14 protein-coding genes and 1 pseudogene are annotated in these 15,880 nt (G+C 60.8%); 2 read left to right on the forward strand and 13 right to left on the reverse strand.

Annotated features, from left to right (window positions below; genetic code table 11):
- Positions 1-183: 183 nt before the first annotated feature.
- From ACW9HX_RS25285 to minC, 8 genes and pseudogenes are all read right to left on the reverse strand, one after another.
- Positions 184-2,342, reverse strand: a pseudogene (locus ACW9HX_RS25285) (mechanosensitive ion channel domain-containing protein).
- Positions 2,343-2,418: 76 nt separating this feature from the next.
- On the reverse strand, positions 2,419-2,595 hold the full coding sequence (locus ACW9HX_RS25290) for a hypothetical protein (protein ID WP_457382683.1): 177 nt from the start codon (positions 2,593-2,595) through the stop codon (positions 2,419-2,421).
- Between the two features lie 115 nt (positions 2,596-2,710).
- Positions 2,711-4,000: a M18 family aminopeptidase gene (locus ACW9HX_RS25295; protein ID WP_457382684.1), complete on the reverse strand. Its 1,290-nt coding sequence runs from the start codon at positions 3,998-4,000 to the stop codon at positions 2,711-2,713.
- 76 nt (positions 4,001-4,076) lie between these two features.
- Positions 4,077-5,177 carry a hypothetical protein gene (locus ACW9HX_RS25300; RefSeq protein ID WP_457382685.1) on the reverse strand — a complete coding sequence of 367 codons (1,101 nt, stop codon included), beginning with the start codon at positions 5,175-5,177 and terminating at the stop codon, positions 4,077-4,079.
- Positions 5,178-5,223: 46 nt separating this feature from the next.
- Positions 5,224-5,859: an RluA family pseudouridine synthase gene (locus tag ACW9HX_RS25305; protein ID WP_457382686.1), complete on the reverse strand. Its 636-nt coding sequence runs from the start codon at positions 5,857-5,859 to the stop codon at positions 5,224-5,226.
- 91 nt (positions 5,860-5,950) lie between these two features.
- Entirely contained in the window at positions 5,951-6,205 is a 255-nt protein-coding gene (gene minE, locus ACW9HX_RS25310) for a cell division topological specificity factor MinE (RefSeq protein WP_003223146.1), read from the reverse strand.
- Positions 6,205-7,017, reverse strand: a complete 813-nt coding sequence (gene minD / locus ACW9HX_RS25315; RefSeq protein ID WP_096822931.1) for a septum site-determining protein MinD — start codon at positions 7,015-7,017, stop codon at positions 6,205-6,207. The genes minE and minD overlap by 1 nt, the downstream gene beginning before the upstream one ends.
- 169 nt (positions 7,018-7,186) lie before the next feature.
- Positions 7,187-7,924 (reverse strand): septum site-determining protein MinC, encoded by a 738-nt coding sequence (gene minC / locus ACW9HX_RS25320; RefSeq protein ID WP_457382687.1) that lies wholly within the window; start codon positions 7,922-7,924, stop codon positions 7,187-7,189.
- 116 nt (positions 7,925-8,040) lie between these two features.
- Here minC and ACW9HX_RS25325 point away from each other — a divergent pair, with 116 nt between their 5' ends.
- Both ACW9HX_RS25325 and ACW9HX_RS25330 read left to right on the forward strand, forming a co-directional pair.
- Positions 8,041-8,973 (forward strand): lipid A biosynthesis lauroyl acyltransferase, encoded by a 933-nt coding sequence (locus ACW9HX_RS25325; protein ID WP_457382688.1) that lies wholly within the window; start codon positions 8,041-8,043, stop codon positions 8,971-8,973.
- 35 nt (positions 8,974-9,008) lie between these two features.
- The gene (locus ACW9HX_RS25330) at positions 9,009-10,181 is read left to right on the forward strand and encodes a patatin-like phospholipase family protein (RefSeq protein ID WP_457382689.1); all 1,173 of its coding nucleotides are present in this window, start codon (positions 9,009-9,011) and stop codon (positions 10,179-10,181) included.
- Positions 10,182-10,304: 123 nt separating this feature from the next.
- Here the strand turns inward: ACW9HX_RS25330 and ACW9HX_RS25335 are convergent, their stop codons facing one another.
- From ACW9HX_RS25335 to ACW9HX_RS25355, 5 genes are all read right to left on the reverse strand, one after another.
- A complete protein-coding gene (locus ACW9HX_RS25335; RefSeq protein ID WP_457382690.1) occupies positions 10,305-11,090 on the reverse strand; it encodes an outer membrane protein OmpK in 786 nt (261 codons plus the stop codon).
- 372 nt (positions 11,091-11,462) lie between these two features.
- Complete coding sequence (locus tag ACW9HX_RS25340) at positions 11,463-12,248, reverse strand: outer membrane protein OmpK (RefSeq protein ID WP_457382691.1); 786 nt, start codon at positions 12,246-12,248, stop codon at positions 11,463-11,465.
- Between the two features lie 160 nt (positions 12,249-12,408).
- A complete protein-coding gene (locus tag ACW9HX_RS25345) occupies positions 12,409-13,767 on the reverse strand; it encodes a nucleobase:cation symporter-2 family protein (RefSeq protein ID WP_457382692.1) in 1,359 nt (452 codons plus the stop codon).
- Between the two features lie 168 nt (positions 13,768-13,935).
- On the reverse strand, positions 13,936-15,249 hold the full coding sequence (locus ACW9HX_RS25350; RefSeq protein WP_134825964.1) for a urate hydroxylase PuuD: 1,314 nt from the start codon (positions 15,247-15,249) through the stop codon (positions 13,936-13,938).
- 51 nt (positions 15,250-15,300) lie between these two features.
- Positions 15,301-15,804 (reverse strand): ureidoglycolate lyase, encoded by a 504-nt coding sequence (locus tag ACW9HX_RS25355; RefSeq protein WP_457382693.1) that lies wholly within the window; start codon positions 15,802-15,804, stop codon positions 15,301-15,303.
- Positions 15,805-15,880: the final 76 nt, after the last annotated feature.

Here is a 15,880-nt window from a genome sequence, read left to right on the forward strand (position 1 = left end):
ATGTGTTTGGCTTCGCCAAACGGCGCTGCGCGCCTACCCCCGGATGAATCCCTCCACTCAGCCTTCCGATGGGGCCGGCACGTCAAAAGCTTTTCTCGAGCTAACGCTCATCGTGGTGAGTGGGGCGGCTGCGCCGCATCTGGCGATCCGGTTTGCCAGCGATGGTGGCCTGACAGTCAGCGTCTATTCCTGGGTTTGGCCACCACCACCCGCTGTAATCACCTGCACATTCATCCTCGGCGTCGCCAGATCCAGTCCTGCCTCATCCAGATGCCGTTTCAGCGACAAATTGAACGCCCGTGAAACTTCCCACTGTTTGATCGGTGCGGTCTTGAACCGTGCGCGCAATATCGCATTACCCGATTCAAAACTTTCCACCCCTGAATCTCCAGTGGCGACCAGATGTTGCGGCGCTGCAGCGGGTCGGTACGCATTTTCTGGCCGACTTCGCGCATCAGTTTGATTGCTTCGTCGATGTTCATGTTGAACGGCACCGCCACGCGGAAGATCGCGTAGCCGAATTCCCGGGAGTAGTTCTTGATGCTTTTGATTTCGCTGAACGGGATGGTGTGGACGATGCCGTCGATGTCCCGCAGTCGCACGGTACGGATGGTCAGGCCTTCGACGGTGCCCAGGTGGCCGCCGACGTCGACGTAGTCGTCGATGGCCAGCGAGTCTTCGATGATGATGAACAGGCCGGTGATCAGGTCGGCCACCAGTGACTGGGCGCCGAAGCCGATCGCCAGGCCGATCACGCCGGCACCGGCCAGCAGGGGCGTGACGTTCATGCCCATGTTTGCCAGGGCGACGATCAGGGCGATGATGAAGATCGCCACGAACAGCACGTTGCGAATCAGCGGCATCATCGTCTGCGCGCGGGCGTTGGCCAGGCCTTTGCGGGAGCGGGTGAGGGCGTGGTGGACGGCGGTGTCGCTGAGGATCCAGATCAGCCAGGCGAAGATCAGCGTGCCTATCAGGCTGAACAGTTTGATGCTGACGTCGTGGCCTTCGCCTTCGGTGAAGCCGATCAGCGACATGCCCCAGACCCGCAGGCCAAGTTCGATGAACGCCAGCCACACCAGCAAATGGGCGAGGGTGTAGAAGAAGCTTTTCAGGCGTTCGGAATACAGCGCGTGGCGTTTCGGGCCGCGTTGCGGTTTGAGGGCGTGGCGGCGTACGAGGCCGTTGATCACCATGCACAACACCAGCAGCACGGTGCAGATCAGCGACTGGCGCAGGGCGGTGCTGGTGTCGCCGGCGGAGACGAAAGTGGCGAACAGGGAAATCCCCACCAGCACCAGCGCCGGCACGTACCAGAAGGTGCCGAGGATTTCGATGGTGTCGCTGAGGGCGCGGCGGGTCAGGCGGCGGGACAGCGGCTGGTTGCGGATCAGGTGGGCGATCGGGCGGCGGAAGCGCAGGATGAACAAGCCGGTGGAGAGGGCCGCCAGCACATTGGCGACGGTGGCGGCGGTGTGTGCCAGATGCACGCCCAGAGCGGCCACCAGGCGCGGGTCGTTCAGACCCTCACCGAACGCGGCGAAGCTGCCGATCAGCCACAACGGGCGGAAGGCCTGGTGACGCAGGATATACAGTGCACGATGGCGGTGCGGGCCATCGAGTACGGAAAAGGCGATGACGCAGATTGCCGAGAAACAGGTACCGACCACCAGCGCGTAAGCCAGGAGCATCGCCAGGCTTTTGCCCAGGGACGATGGCAACGCGTAGCTCATGTACACCGTGATGACCAGGGCGATCATCCATGGTCCGAGCTTGCGCAGGGCGAAGCGCAGCATGTCGAGGGCTCGTGGATGTTGCGGCAGTTCTTCGGTCAGGCCGAAGCGCATGCGGACCCGGTGGCCGAGCCAGATCAGGGCGGCGGCCAGCAGGCTCCAGACCATCAGGATCACGGCGAAAGCGAAGATGATCGGCAGCCATTCGCTGGCCGGCAGCATCAAGTCCGACAGTTCGCCCTTGGCCAGATCGAATTCGGCGGACCAGCGATTGAGCGGGCTGTCGTTGCCGGTAAATTGCTTTTCGAAATTGGCGAGGGTGCCGCCAATCAGGCCCAGTACGCCTTCTTCCGGGGTGGCCTGGGCTTTTTTCGTGGTGTCGCGCAGTTTTTTCAGGTCGGTCAGCAACTGGGCGCGTTGCTTGTCGTTTTCCAGCGACTTGATGACTTCGTCGAGTGACTGGCCGAGCGGCTCCTGAGCTTCGGGTTGCGCCTTGTTCGAGCCGCTGAGCAGCCCGGGCAGGGTCACCGCGTGGGCAGGCGCCAACGGCAGTAGCGTCATCAGACAGATGAGGAGCAGGCAGGGCAGGGCAATAAGACGAGCGAACACTAGGCGGTCAACCTCGCAAGGGGCGGATCGGGCGAGTGTACGAGCCCGCCTAAATCAATGCGAGCCGGGCGCGGATTTATTCGTTGAGTTTGGCGAGGATCTTGTAGACCACAGTGGCCAGGATCAACAGCATGCCGATCCACATGGCGAACACCCCGGCGTTCTTGTCGCGGAAGTTGAAGCCGATTGCCAGCAGAATCATTCCGCACAGAATCGGAATGAGCATGGCGTGGAACGAAGACATCGAGATCATGGCGACAGCCTTGTCGTAGGGAATGATTTAAGTCTAGGTGGAATTTTGCCGACCGGTGGTGATGTGTATCACTGTCGCCGTGGCGAGGGAGCAAGCGCCCTCGCCACAGGATCGGTTACGGCAATTCGCGGCTGGCGTAGAACGCGCTCAGCACTTTGACCAGGTGCGCCAGGTCATGGCTGCCACACAGTTCGCGGATCGAGTGCATGGCGAACGTCGGCAGTCCGATGTCGACCGTGCGCACGCCGAGGTGGCTGGCGGTGATCGGGCCGATGGTCGAGCCGCAACCCATGTCGCTGCGTACGACGAAGCTTTGCACCGGTACTTCTTCGGCCATGCACAGATGACGGAAGAACCCGGCGGTTTCGCTGTTGGTGGCGTAGCGCTGGTTGCTGTTGACCTTGATGACCGGGCCGGCGTTGAGTTTCGGGCCGTGGTTGGCGTCGTGCTTCTCGACGTAGTTCGGGTGTACGCCGTGGGCGTTGTCGGCCGAGACCAGCAGGGATTTCTGAATGGTGCGTACGAACTCGTCACCTTCGGGCAACAGGCGGCGCAGGGTCTGTTCCAGCATCGGGCCGTCGGCGCCGCAGGCCGAGCAGGAGCCGACTTCTTCGTGGTCGTTGCACACCAGCACGCAGGTTTCTTCGGTGTCGGCGGTCAGCAGGGCTTGCAGGCCCGCGTAGCACGACAGCAGGTTGTCCAGTCGCGCACCGGCGATGAAATCACCGTGCAGACCGATGACGGCTGCGCTCTGGGTGTCGTAGAAACTCAGCTCGTAATCGAGCACCACGTCGGCGTTGAGGCCGTGTTCGCGGGCCAGTTGATCGGTGAGCACCGCGCGGAAATCCACACGTTCGTCACCGGCGAACTGCGCGAGAATCGGCGGCAGTTCGGTCTGGGCGTTGATGGCCCAGCCCTGATTGGCTTCGCGGTTGAGGTGGATCGCCAGGTTGGGAATGATCGCGATCGGGGCTTTGAAGTCGATCAACTGACTCTCGACCTTGCCGTCGCGGCGGAAGGTCACGCGGCCGGCCAGCGACAGATCACGGTCGAACCACGGTGCCAGCAGCGCGCCGCCGTAGACTTCGACGCCCAGTTGCCAGAAACCCTGGCGCTGCAATTCAGGTTGCGGCTTGACCCGCAGGCACGGGCTGTCGGTGTGGGCGCCGACCAGACGGATACCGTCGTGCAGTGGCGAGTTGCGGCCCATCTTGATCGCGACGATCGAGGAGTCGTTACGAGTGACGTAGTAACGGCCATTGGCTTCGGTGTGCCAGGTCTCGCGCTCGTCGAGGCGCACATAACCGGCGGCCTCCAGGCGTTGAACAAGGCTGGCGGTGGCGTGGAACGGGGTAGGGGAGGCCTTGAGGAAGTCGATCAGGCCTTGGTTCAACTCTTCGCGCATAAGAAGCTCCAGACAGCAATGGGCGGGAGTTTAACGCATCGGCCTGATGCTTGGGACATGACATGTGCCGCTCGCGTCAACGAGCGGCGGCCACGCGTTTTTTCAGGTAGTTCATGATGAGTTTTTCGTCTTCGGGCTTTTCCGGGCGAGGCAGCTGCTGCGGCCAGCGGCTCTGGTTCAGTAGCTTTTTCTGACGACTCTCGTCCCAACGAAGAATCTCTCGCGAGGCACATTCCCACCACTCATGGCGACAGGCGCTGTAGTACGGATGATCCGGCGCGGCGCTGCCGTACAAGAGATCGCGGCCGACCTTGCGCATGGTGCCGCTCTGATTGCGCAGCTTCCATTTGATTTTCAGGCGCTGCCAGGCGGACGGGAAGGGTTTGACCCGCGGCACGTCCTTGCACAAATCCACCAGGCGCTGGCTGAACTTCTCGCCGTGCTGGGCGAAGAAGAACGCCTGCATCGCGTGGAAAAAGCGCTTTTCCGCGAAGTAGTGATAGATGTACTTGCGCGCTTCGACCACCGGCCGTTTGCGCATGGCGAACGACAGGGCGATCTGCTCGATGGTATGGATTTCGAAACCGTCGGCGGTCCATTCGTCGATCAGGCGGATCGACTCTTCGAACAATTTCCCGTCACTGTCGGTTACGCCGCACAGCCCGCTGTTGTAGAGCTTGAAGCCGTTGTCCGGGGTTACGCCGTGGGCGCTGAGGTCACGACCGAGCTTCAGGTAGTCCTCGCGCTCGAAGACGTCTTTCCAGTCGTATTCGAAACGGTCCATCACCGATTGCTCCGGGGTAATGTGCGGGAACAGGCGATTGGGGTCGCTGGTGAACAGGGTGTCGGTATCGACGAACAAGGTCTTTTCGGCCAGTTGCAGGCCGGCGGCGATGGCGCAGGCCTTGCGTCGGTGGTGATAGCCGTTGTCGCCTTGCCAGCGGGTCAGGGTCGGCTCGTCGAGCAGCACGGTGTCGACCGGCCAGCCTTCATAGTCCTGCGGTCGGTCAGTGAGGATCCTGATCGCCGGGCGCTTGCCGGTCTTGGCCTGGGACAGGGCGGTCAGGATGCTGAACTTGGCTTCGCGCCGATAAACATCCTGATTGCCGTAAATCAGGTAAAGCAGTTGATGACGGGTCTTCTTGACGGGTGTTGCCAGGGAATCAGAACAACTCATCCGGAACAAAATCCTTTAAAACAGGCGGCTGCCGGTCAGGCAGTGCTTAAAACGGAGCCGGGCATTCGAAGCGCAAGCGCTCGCCGGACTGTGGATGGGTGAAGCTGAGCATGCTCGCGTGCAGGCACAAACGCGGCCAGGCGGCCAAGGCTTGCTCATGAGCATAGAGCCCGTCACCCAGCAGCGGGTGACCGATGGACAGCATGTGCACGCGCAACTGGTGCGAGCGGCCGGTAATCGGCGTCAGTTCGACGCGGCACCAGTCGCCACATCGTTCCAGCACACGCCAGAAGGTCAGGGCGTGTTTGCCGAATTCGTGGTCTACCACGTGGCGCGGCTTGGTCGGCGGGTCGTAGCGCAGAGGCAGGTCGATGCTGCCGCTGTCCAGTTCCGGCTGTCCCCAACAGAGCGCAGTGTAGGCTTTCTCTGTTTCACGATCGTGAAACTGGCGTGACAGTTCGCGGTGAGTGTCGGCGTCGCGGGCCAGCAGAATGATGCCGGAGGTTTCCCAGTCCAGGCGATGGACGATGCGCGCTTCCGGGTAGCCGTTTTCCTGCAGGCGAGTGATCAGGCAATCCTTGTTGTCGTCGGCCCGGCCGGGCACGGAGAGCAACAGGGTCGGTTTGTTCACCACCAGCACGGCAGCGTCCTGATGGATGATTTGGACGTTGGACAACGGCATTAAAACAGCCTCGTAACAAATGCCAACGGCGGCTCAGGGCACTTCCGGTGTCGGAAGGGCCCTGAGCCGCCGTCGTTCCTGCCGGATCGACTCAGCGATCTGGCAGGGTGATATTGAGTTCCAGAATCGAGCAACTGCCCTGGCTTTCCAGTGCAACATGTACGTCGTCGTTGCCGATGTTGACGTACTTGCGGATCACGTCCACCAGTTCCTTCTGCAAGGCTGGCAGGTAATCCGGCGTGCTGCGCTGGCCGCGCTCATGCGCCACGATGATCTGTAGACGCTCTTTCGCTACCGAGGCAGTGCTTGGCTTTTTGTTGGCACGAAAGAAGTCAAAAAGGTTCATTACCTACCTCCAAACAGGCGCTCGAAGAATCCCTTCTTCTCGACATCGAGGAACCGGTGTGCTTTGTCTTTGCCCAGCAGGCGGTCGACGGTGTCGCTGTAGGCCTGGCCGGCATCGCTCTGGTCGTCGAGGATCACCGGGACGCCCTGGTTGGAAGCCTTGAGCACCGCCTGGGATTCCGGGATCACGCCCAGCAGGGTTACCGAGAGGATTTCCTTGACGTCTTCGACGCCGAGCATTTCGCCCTTTTCAACGCGCTCCGGGTGGTAGCGGGTGATCAGCAGGTGTTCCTTGATCGGGTCTTCGCCACGTTCGGCGCGACGGGATTTGCTGGCCAGCAGGCCGAGCATGCGGTCCGAGTCACGTACCGAGGAGACTTCCGGGTTGGTCACGACGATCGCTTCGTCAGCGAAGTACATGGCCAGGTGAGCACCTTTCTCGATGCCCGCCGGGGAGTCGCAGACCACGAACTCGAATTGTTCCTTGAGCTCCATCAGGACTTTTTCCACGCCTTCGACGGTCAGCGCGTCTTTGTCGCGGGTCTGGCTGGCGGCCAGCACATAAAGGTTTTCCAGGCGCTTGTCTTTGATCAGGGCCTGTTGCAGGTTGGCTTCGCCGTTGACCACGTTGACGAAGTCATACACCACGCGGCGCTCGCAACCCATGATCAGGTCAAGGTTACGCAAGCCCACGTCGAAGTCGACGATCACTGTTTTGTGGCCGCGCAGAGCGAGGCCGGTACCGATAGCGGCGCTGGTGGTGGTCTTACCCACACCACCCTTGCCGGATGTAACCACGAGAATCTTGGCCAAGGTGTTTCACCCCTAAGGAAGAAGGACTGTTCAGCCCCTGAAAAACATCTCTTGAAAACTACTGCAGTCGGACAGCCTTGGCTGGAATTTGGCTTTTGGCCTTTTTCCTACTTCGTTTGAGCCGTTTTCGCTACGTTTTAGAGATGCTTGGAAAATGCGGCAGTATCCGTTAAAGCCGAATGATGTTCAACACGTCGCCCGATAGGCTGACCTGTACACCCGAACCCCACATCGGATCGCGACGCAGGTCTTCGGAAACCTTGTAATGGCCTGCGATGGAGATCAGTTCAGCGCTCAATTGCTGACAGAAAATCCGCGCCTTGGTGTCGCCCTTGACCCCGGCCAGCGCACGACCGCGCATCGGGCCGTATACATGGATGTTGCCATCGGCGAGAAGTTCCGCCCCCGGACTGACCGAGGAAACCACCACCAGATCGCCACCCTGGGCATAGATCTGTTGGCCACCACGTACTGGCGTAGTGATGACGCGGGTCTGTTTGACGGTCGGCTCCGGCGGCTTTTCCGGTTTCTTCGGAGCGACAGGTTCGGCGGTTTCCAGCGGTCGCTCGCGGGCGCCGGACGGCGGCAGCACCGGGATGTCGATGGCGATGGCGGCAGCGATGTCTTCGATGCGGCTGGCGCGGATCGCCAGGGTGCGCAGGCCGTGCTGGCGGCACACGCGCATCAGGCCCGGCAGGTCGACGGCGCCTTCGCTGGGTGGCAATTTGTCCAGCGCCAGAACCAGCGGCGCGTTGCTGAAGAAGTTCGGCGCCTGGGCGACTTTGGCGGCCAATTGCCGATCGAGGCTGTCCAGGTCGTTGCGGGACAGTTCCAGCACCGTAATGGCGAGCATGCTGCCCTTCAGCTGGAACACGGGATCTTGGTCTAGCGGTTCGGTTTGGCTCATGTCGGCATACAACGGCTTGTCACTAAAAGTGCCGAGACTTATAACGAGAACGCCCGCCAGCCGCAAGCCGGGTCGAACGATGTAGAATGCGCGGCCACTTATTTACGGAAGCTTTAATGGATCGCCCGCGTTTTCGAAAAGCATTTCTTGCTCCACGCTTCTGGCCGCTCTGGTGCGGCCTGGGGCTGTTGTGGCTGATCGTGCAGCTGCCGTATCCGGCATTGCTGGCCATCGGTCGCTTTCTCGGTGCCTTGATGTATCGCTTCGCCGGCGACCGGCGGCGCATCGCCAAGCGCAATCTGGAACTGTGTTTCCCGGAAAAATCCGCCGCTGAGCGCAAACGCCTGCTCAAGGAAAACTTCGCCTCCACCGGCATCGCGTTCTTTGAAATGGCGATGAGCTGGTGGTGGTCGCGTCAGCGCCTGGCGAAACTGGCCCACGTCGAAGGCCTGGAACATCTGCAAAAGGCCCAGCGCGAAGGCAAGGGCGTGATTCTGATGGCGGTGCATTTCACCACGTTGGAAATCGGCGCCGCGCTGCTCGGTCAGCAGCACACCATCGACGGCATGTACCGCGAGCACAAGAACCCGCTGTTTGACTTTATCCAGCGTCAGGGCCGCGAGCGGCACAACCTCGATTCGCTGGCGGTAGAGCGTGACGACGTGCGCGGCATGCTCAAGCTCCTGCGTTCCGGGCGCGCGATCTGGTATGCACCGGATCAGGACTACGGCGCCAAGCAAAGCATCTTTGTGCCGCTGTTCGGCATTCAGGCCGCGACCGTCACCGCCACCAGCAAGTTCGCCAGACTGGGCAAGGCGCTGGTGGTGCCGTTCACCCAGGAGCGACTCGCTGACGGCAGCGGTTACCGGCTGGTGATCCATCCGCCTCTGGAAGGTTTCCCGGGCGAGACCGAAGAGGCTGATTGCATCCGCATCAACCAGTGGGTAGAAGGCGTGTTGCGTGAGTGCCCCGAGCAATACTTGTGGGCGCACCGTCGCTTCAAGAGCCGTCCACCGGGTGAGCCGAAGCTGTACGCCAAACGCGGTTGAACCTTCCATCCCTATAAGCACCACGGAGCGTTGCGATGAGCCCAGCTGAACCGGTCACAGGTTTGATTCTTTCCGGCGGCGGGGCTCGAGCGGCGTATCAGGTGGGGGTGCTGGCGGCGATTGCCGAACTGCTGCCGCTGGGGGCGGACAATCCGTTCCCGGTGATCGTCGGCACATCGGCCGGGGCGATCAACGCGGTCAGTCTGGCCAGCGGCGCCACGGACTTTCGTGCCGCCATCGAACGCCTGACGTTGTTCTGGCAAGGCTTTCGCAGCCATCGCGTGCTGCGCAGCGACTGGCCGGGCGTAATCCGCCAGGCCAGTCGTTTCGTCAGTCACAGTCTGCTGGGCATGGGCCGGCAACTGCCGGTGGCACTGCTCAACAGCTCGCCGTTGCGCCATTTGCTCAATGAAAAACTACACATGCCCGGCATTGCCGAATCCATCGCCCGCAAGCAGTTGCATGCGGTGGCGGTGACGGCGTTCGGCTACGAATCCGGGCAAGCGGTGACCTTCTATCAAGGCGGCGGCAGCATCGATGCCTGGCTGCGCCATCGACGCATCGGCGTACCCACGCAATTGACCGTGGAGCATTTGCTCGCCAGTTCGGCGATCCCACTGTTGTTCGCACCGGTGAAAATCGACAATGAGTATTTCGGCGATGGCGCAGTGCGCCAATCGGCGCCGATCAGCCCGGCATTGCACCTGGGTGCGAGCCGGGTTTTGGTGGTCGGTGTCAGTGGCAACCCGCGCGGGTTCGATCCGGCGCAACCGCTGGAGCGCACTTACACCGGTCAGCAGCCGACGCTGGCGCAGATCGGCGGGCACATGCTCAACAGTACGTTCATTGACAGCCTGGAAAGCGATATCGAGCTTCTTCAGCGTCTGAACCAGTTCAGTCACTTGATGCCCGATGGAACGCCGACGCGTGCCTTGGGCGTGGCGCCAGTTGAAGTGCTGGTGATCTCGCCGAGTCAGCCGATCGATGAAATCGCGGCGCGGCATCGTCAGGAACTGCCGGCGGCGTTGCGGTTGTTCTTGCGCGGGCCGGGGGCGACCAAAACGAGCGGGGCAGGGGTGTTGAGCTATCTGCTGTTCGAGGCGGGGTATTGCAGCGAGTTGATCGACCTGGGGCGGCGCGATGCACTGGCCAAACGCGATGAGCTGTGCCGGTTTTTGGGGATTACCGAGGCGGTGATTCCGGCCTGATATTTGGGGTGCTACTGCCATTCGCGAGCAAGCCCGCTCCCACATTAGATCTGTGGCGTGCACAAAACCAATGTGGGAGCGGGCTTGCTCGCGAAGGCGTCCTTGCAGACGCCACTAACAGCATCAGAAGTGGAACTTCACCAGGAAGCTGGTCACGTTCTGATTGGTGGTGAACGCACGGGTGTCGTCGATCCCGTACTTGTCTTTCCAGTAGTCGTATTCAACACCGACGTACAACTGCTTCTCGCCGAAATTCAGCGCCTTGCCCAGGTCGTATTTGACCTGTGGGTTGAAGTGCAGGTTGGCGTGGTATTCGCCTTTGCTGTTGACGTCGTTGTCGACCACCCAGTCCATGTAGCCGTCGATCAGCACGTTCGAGTCGCCGACCGGAATGGTGTAGGACCAGACCGGAGTGATCTGCCAGACGTTGTCACCCGGACGCGAGCCTTCGGTGTGACGCTGGTAGAAGTTCAGCTGGAAGTAGTCGAAGCCCGGAATCGCCAGGTCGAACCCTGGACCGATCAGGTAGGACTCGACGTCGCCTTCGCCGAACTCATAGGTCATGGCCAGCAACACGTCTTTGATCGGGCCGAATTCGATCTTCTGGTCGAGCACCTTGCCGAGCGACAGGCGTGGGCTGAATTCGCCGTAATAGGTGTTGTTGCCGACGCCGCCGTCTGGCTTGCCGTTGTAGAAGATCTTGTCGATGAACAGGAAGTTGTCCCCATACTTCCAAGCATCGGCGTGCTCGAAGGTGACGGTCTGCTGGATGGCAGGGTTGACCTTGAAGTCTTTACCGTAAAGGTAGGTCAGGCTGTTGTTCTGCCATTGCAGCAAGCCGTCGGCCATGGCCTGGCCCCCGGCCAGCATGGTTCCCGCAAGCATCAGGCTGGTGCTCATACGTTTCATTCGGTTGCTCCCAAAGTAGGTGTTCCACGTTTATTTTTTTGAGTCGGCGCTCTGGTGTGGCGCCTTTTTTCCTTGCTGCAAAAATCATCCATCCGGTCAGCTTTCATGCTGTTAGCAAGAGCTGAGCCAAGGCTTTTCGAAAAGCAAAAAAACGCCCGCCGGCTGCTGAAAAACAGTCGACTGAGCGTGTTTTCGGGATGCCTCGGTACTGACCGGGGCCGGGATAAGTTGGCCCGTTGGTCAGGAATTAAATCCGGGCTTTTTTTTAGACCGAATTCAGGAGGCCGCGGAGAATACTGACTCAACGGCCAGGTCTCAAGTGCCCCGCAACAGAGCACCGACGACAGGTAGGGGGCACGGTTGCGGGTCATCTTAGAAGTGCACCTTCACCAGCAGGCTGGCGGTGTTCTGATTGGTGTCGAGGTTGTGGCTGCTTTCGACCCCGTATTTGTTCTTCCAGTAGCTGTATTCGGTGCCGACATACAGTTGCTTCTGGCTCCAGCCGAGGGCTTTGCCCAGGTCGTATTTGATCTGCGGGTTGATGTGCAGGTTGGCGTGATAGGTGCCGCGGGAGTTCTCGTCGTTGTCGACGACCCAGTCGAGATAGCCGTCGATCAGCACGTCGGAGTTGCCCAGCGGAAAGCTGTAGGACCAACCCGGAGTGATCTGCCAGACACCATCGCCCGGGCGCGGGCCTTCGGTCTGGCGGCGGAAGATGTTCAGGGTGACGTAGTTGAAACCCGGCACTTTCAGGTCGAAACCCGGGCCGATCAGATAGGCCTCGCTCTCGCCTTCGCCGTACTCGTAGGTCATCGCCAGCAGCACGTCCTTGATCGGGCCGAATTCGATCTTCTGGTCGAAGATCTTGCCGAACGAGAAGCGCGGGGTGAATTCGCCGTAGAAGGTGTGGGGGCCTTTGTTGCGATCTTCCTGGCCGTTGTAGAAGATCTTGTCGACGAACAGGAAGTTGTCGCCGTACTTCCACTTGTCGGCGTGCTCGAACGTCACCGTCTGCTGGATCGACGGGTTGATCGCGAAGTTCTTGCCGTACAGGTAGCTCAGGCTGTTGGTCTGCCACAGCAATAAATCGCCGGCCATGGCTTGTGATGCGGCCAGCAGGCCGCCGCTCAACAACACGTTGGTTTGAGTCCGGATCATCTGTTGCTCCCTCTTGTTTTTATTGTTTGAGGCAGGGTGTTGCTTACCCCTGTGGGAGCGGGCTTGCTCGCGAAGGGGGCGTGTCAGTCACTACAAATGTTGAATGACACACCGCTTTCGCGAGCAAGCCCGCTCCCACAAGGTTTCATCGGTGTTGCTGTTAATGCTGATGTGCGTGACAGTCATTGATGGCCGCGCGCTCGGCGCCGCCCAGAATGTTGAACAACAGGTTCAGCGTCAGCGCGCTGAGGGTGGCCATGGCGATGCCGCTGTGGGTGATCGGGCTCATCCACAACGGCAGGTGGGCGAAGAACTCCGGGCGCACCACCGGGATCAGGCCCATGCCGATGCTTACCGCTACCAGCAGCTGATTGCGACGGTCGCCAATGTCGGCCTCTTGCAGGATCTTGATCCCGGTAGCCGCCACCATGCCGAACATCGCAATCGCCGCGCCACCGAGTACTGCCGGTGGGATCGACGCCACCAGGAACGCGGCTTTCGGCAGCAGGCTCAGGACGATCAGCAAACCGCCGGCGACGATGGTCACCGAGCGGCAGCGCACGCCGGTCATCTGCACCAGGCCGATGTTCTGCGCGAAAGAGGAGTGGGTGAAGGTGTTGAAGAAACCGGCAACGAACGATGCGCCGGCATCACACAGCAAGCCGCGACGCAGCATGCGCGGGCAGACTTCCTGACCGGTGATCTTGCCCAGTGCCAGGAACATCCCGGTGGACTCGACGAAGATGATCACCACCACCAGACACATCGACAGGATCGGCGCCAGTTCGAACTTCGGCATGCCGAAATGCAGCGGGGTGACGAACTGAACCCACGGCGCGTTGGCCATGCCGCTCAGATCGACCATGCCGATGGCGCCGCAGAGCACGTAGCCCAGGCACATGCCGATCAGCACGGAAATGTTGACCCAGAAACCGCGCATGAAGCGGTGGATCAACAGAATGGTGGCCAGCACCAGCGCAGCGATGGCCAGGTAAATCGGTGAACCGAATTGAGCGGCGCCAGCGCCGCCGCCGGCCCAGTTCACGGCCACGGGGAACAACGACAAACCGATCGAGGTGATGACCGTGCCGGTCACCAGAGGCGGGAAGAAGCGCACGACCTTGGACATGAACGGCGCGATGATCATGCCGAAGAACCCGGCGGCGATGGTGGCGCCGAAGATCCCCTGCAGACCGATGCCGGGCATGCCGGCCATGGCGACCATGCTGCCGACGGCGGCGAAACTGGCGCCCATCATCACCGGCATGCGGATGCCCATCGGGCCGATCCCCAGAGATTGCACGATGGTGGCGATGCCGGCGACCAGCAGGTCGGCGTTGATCAGGAAGGCGATTTCTTCACGACTCAGGCCAGCGGCCTGTCCGATGATCAGCGGTACCGCGATGGCGCCGCCGTACATCAGCAGAACATGTTGCAAACCGACCAGGATCAGTTGCAAAAGGGGCAAACGCTGAATGGCGGGTGCGTCGGGGATGCGCGCTTTGGACAGCTCGGACATGCAACACCTCGGATCTTTTTTATTCTTGTGATTGAACAGCTGCCGGGTTGCTCACAGCTGTCCTTTTGCATCAGGTAAACCGCGTTGCGGCTAATCGCAGGCAAGCCAGCTCCCACAGGATTGTGTGAATCCCTGTGTGAGCGGGCTTGCCCGCGATGCTTTTATTGCTTAGTTGGTCTGGGCTCCCTGGGCGATCCATGCACCGATCAGGTCACGTTCCTGCTGGGTCATCTGCGTGATGTTGCCCAGTGGCATGATCTGCGTGGTGATGGCTTGCGCCTGGATCCGCGCCGCGTTCTGGCGGATCTGCTCGGGGGTGTCGAACATCACACCGGCCGGGGCCGCGCTGAACAGCGGGCTGGTCGGTTTGGCCGAATGGCAGACCGCGCAGCGTTCCTGGATCACGTTGTGCACCTTGTCGAACGCAGGGCCGGCGTTGGACGCCTGAGCGGGAGCTGCGGCCGGTGCAGCAGGTGCGGCCGGTTGTGCCGCTTCAGCTGGTTTCGCGCCACCACCCAGGGCCGTTTCCGGCAGCGGCTGGTACTCGATTTTTGCTGGAGCCTTGGCCACTTCCGGTGCAGTCGGCATCGGCGCAGGGCCGGTGACGTAAGCCAGGGTGATCATGCCAACCGCTGCCACTGGCAGGGTCCAGGCAAATTTGTGACTGTCGTGACGGGTGTTGAAGTAGTGACGCACCAACACCGCCAACACCGCGATCCCGGCCAGGATCAGCCAGTTGTACTGGCTGCCGTAAGTGCTCGGGAAGTGGTTGCTGATCATGATGAACAGCACCGGCAGGGTGAAGTAGTTGTTGTGACGCGAACGCAGCAGGCCTTTGGCCGGCAGGGCCGGATCCGGCGTGCGGTTCTCGGCAATTGCGGCCACCAGTGCGCGCTGGGCCGGCATGATGATGCGGAACACGTTGCCGACCATGATGGTGCCGATGATCGCGCCGACGTGCAGGTACGCACCACGACCGCTGAACACCTTGCTGAAGCCATACGCCGCGCCGATGATCAGCACGAACAGGATGAAGCCGAGCAGGGCGGGTTTCTTGCCGAGGGGCGAATCGCAGAGGAAGTCGTAGATGAACCAGCCGGCGATCAGCGAACCGATGCCGATGGCCACGCCTTCAGGGCCGGTCAGGCCGCTGCCGGGTGCCACGAGGTAGAGCACGGGGTTGGAGTAGAACACCACGCACAGCAGCGCGATCCCCGACATCCAGGTGAAGTAGGCTTCCCATTTGAACCAGTGCAGGTTCTCCGGCATCGACGGAGGGGCCAGTTTGTATTTTTCCAGGTGATAGATACCGCCGCCGTGGATCGCCCACAGATCACCGGCAAGACCGGTTTTCGGGTTGACGCGGTTGAGGTTGTTCTCCAGCCAGACGAAGTAGAACGACGCGCCGATCCAGGCCACGCCAGTGATCATGTGAACCCAGCGCACGCTCAGGTTCAGCCATTCCAACAGATGTGCTTCCACAGTCTTTACCTCTCGCCTGTCACTCTTGTTGTCGAGTGATCAGACCTTCTCTTATTGGTGGGGGGCGAGGATCAAACGCTCATCCTCTTTGAAAAAATGCTCATCGCAGTTGTTGCCTGTGCCACTGCGATCAACCACCAGGAAGTCATCCCGCTTTTCGATCGTCAGCACCGGGTGGTGCCAGACGCCGCGATGGTAATTGATGCCCTGCCTGCCGTTGGTGACGAAGGCGCGGACCAAGCCTGATACAGGTACATCGCCAAGTGGCGCGACCACGATCAGAAAGGGGTTGCCGAGCAGCGGAATGAAAGCCTGGCTGCCCAGCGGATGGCGTTCCAGCATGCTGACGGTCATCGGCATATCCTGCGCGTCGGCGCGGAAGATGCTGATGATCGCGTTGTCCTCAGGCGTCGCGGTTTCGACCGTCGCCAGTTTGTGGAAGCGCATGGTCGAACCGTTGTTGATCATGAAGTGATCGCTGCCGTCGGTTTCGATCACGTCACCGAAAGGGGCGAAGGCTTCTTTGGTCAGCGGTTCAATCGTCAGTGTGCGCATGCTGTTCTTCTTTTCGTTGAGTTCTGTGTTGTTGGTTCTGACGCCTTCGCGAGCAAGCCCGCTCCCACATTCGACC

Source organism: Pseudomonas sp. SDO52101_S400 (assembly GCF_054071635.1).

Bases quoted from the DNA above. Each gene is read 5' to 3' on its own strand.
- ACW9HX_RS25290 (WP_457382683.1), bottom strand. From the start codon at position 2,595: ATGATCTCGATGTCTTCGTTCCACGCCATGCTCATTCCGATTCTGTGC.
- ACW9HX_RS25295 (WP_457382684.1), bottom strand. From the start codon at position 4,000: ATGCGCGAAGAGTTGAACCAAGGCCTGATCGACTTCCTCAAGGCCTCC.
- ACW9HX_RS25300 (WP_457382685.1), bottom strand. From the start codon at position 5,177: ATGAGTTGTTCTGATTCCCTGGCAACACCCGTCAAGAAGACCCGTCAT.
- ACW9HX_RS25305 (WP_457382686.1), bottom strand. From the start codon at position 5,859: ATGCCGTTGTCCAACGTCCAAATCATCCATCAGGACGCTGCCGTGCTG.
- minE (WP_003223146.1), bottom strand. From the start codon at position 6,205: ATGAACCTTTTTGACTTCTTTCGTGCCAACAAAAAGCCAAGCACTGCC.
- minC (WP_457382687.1), bottom strand. From the start codon at position 7,924: ATGAGCCAAACCGAACCGCTAGACCAAGATCCCGTGTTCCAGCTGAAG.
- ACW9HX_RS25325 (WP_457382688.1), top strand. From the start codon at position 8,041: ATGGATCGCCCGCGTTTTCGAAAAGCATTTCTTGCTCCACGCTTCTGG.
- ACW9HX_RS25330 (WP_457382689.1), top strand. From the start codon at position 9,009: ATGAGCCCAGCTGAACCGGTCACAGGTTTGATTCTTTCCGGCGGCGGG.
- ACW9HX_RS25335 (WP_457382690.1), bottom strand. From the start codon at position 11,090: ATGAAACGTATGAGCACCAGCCTGATGCTTGCGGGAACCATGCTGGCC.
- ACW9HX_RS25340 (WP_457382691.1), bottom strand. From the start codon at position 12,248: ATGATCCGGACTCAAACCAACGTGTTGTTGAGCGGCGGCCTGCTGGCC.
- ACW9HX_RS25345 (WP_457382692.1), bottom strand. From the start codon at position 13,767: ATGTCCGAGCTGTCCAAAGCGCGCATCCCCGACGCACCCGCCATTCAG.
- ACW9HX_RS25355 (WP_457382693.1), bottom strand. From the start codon at position 15,804: ATGCGCACACTGACGATTGAACCGCTGACCAAAGAAGCCTTCGCCCCT.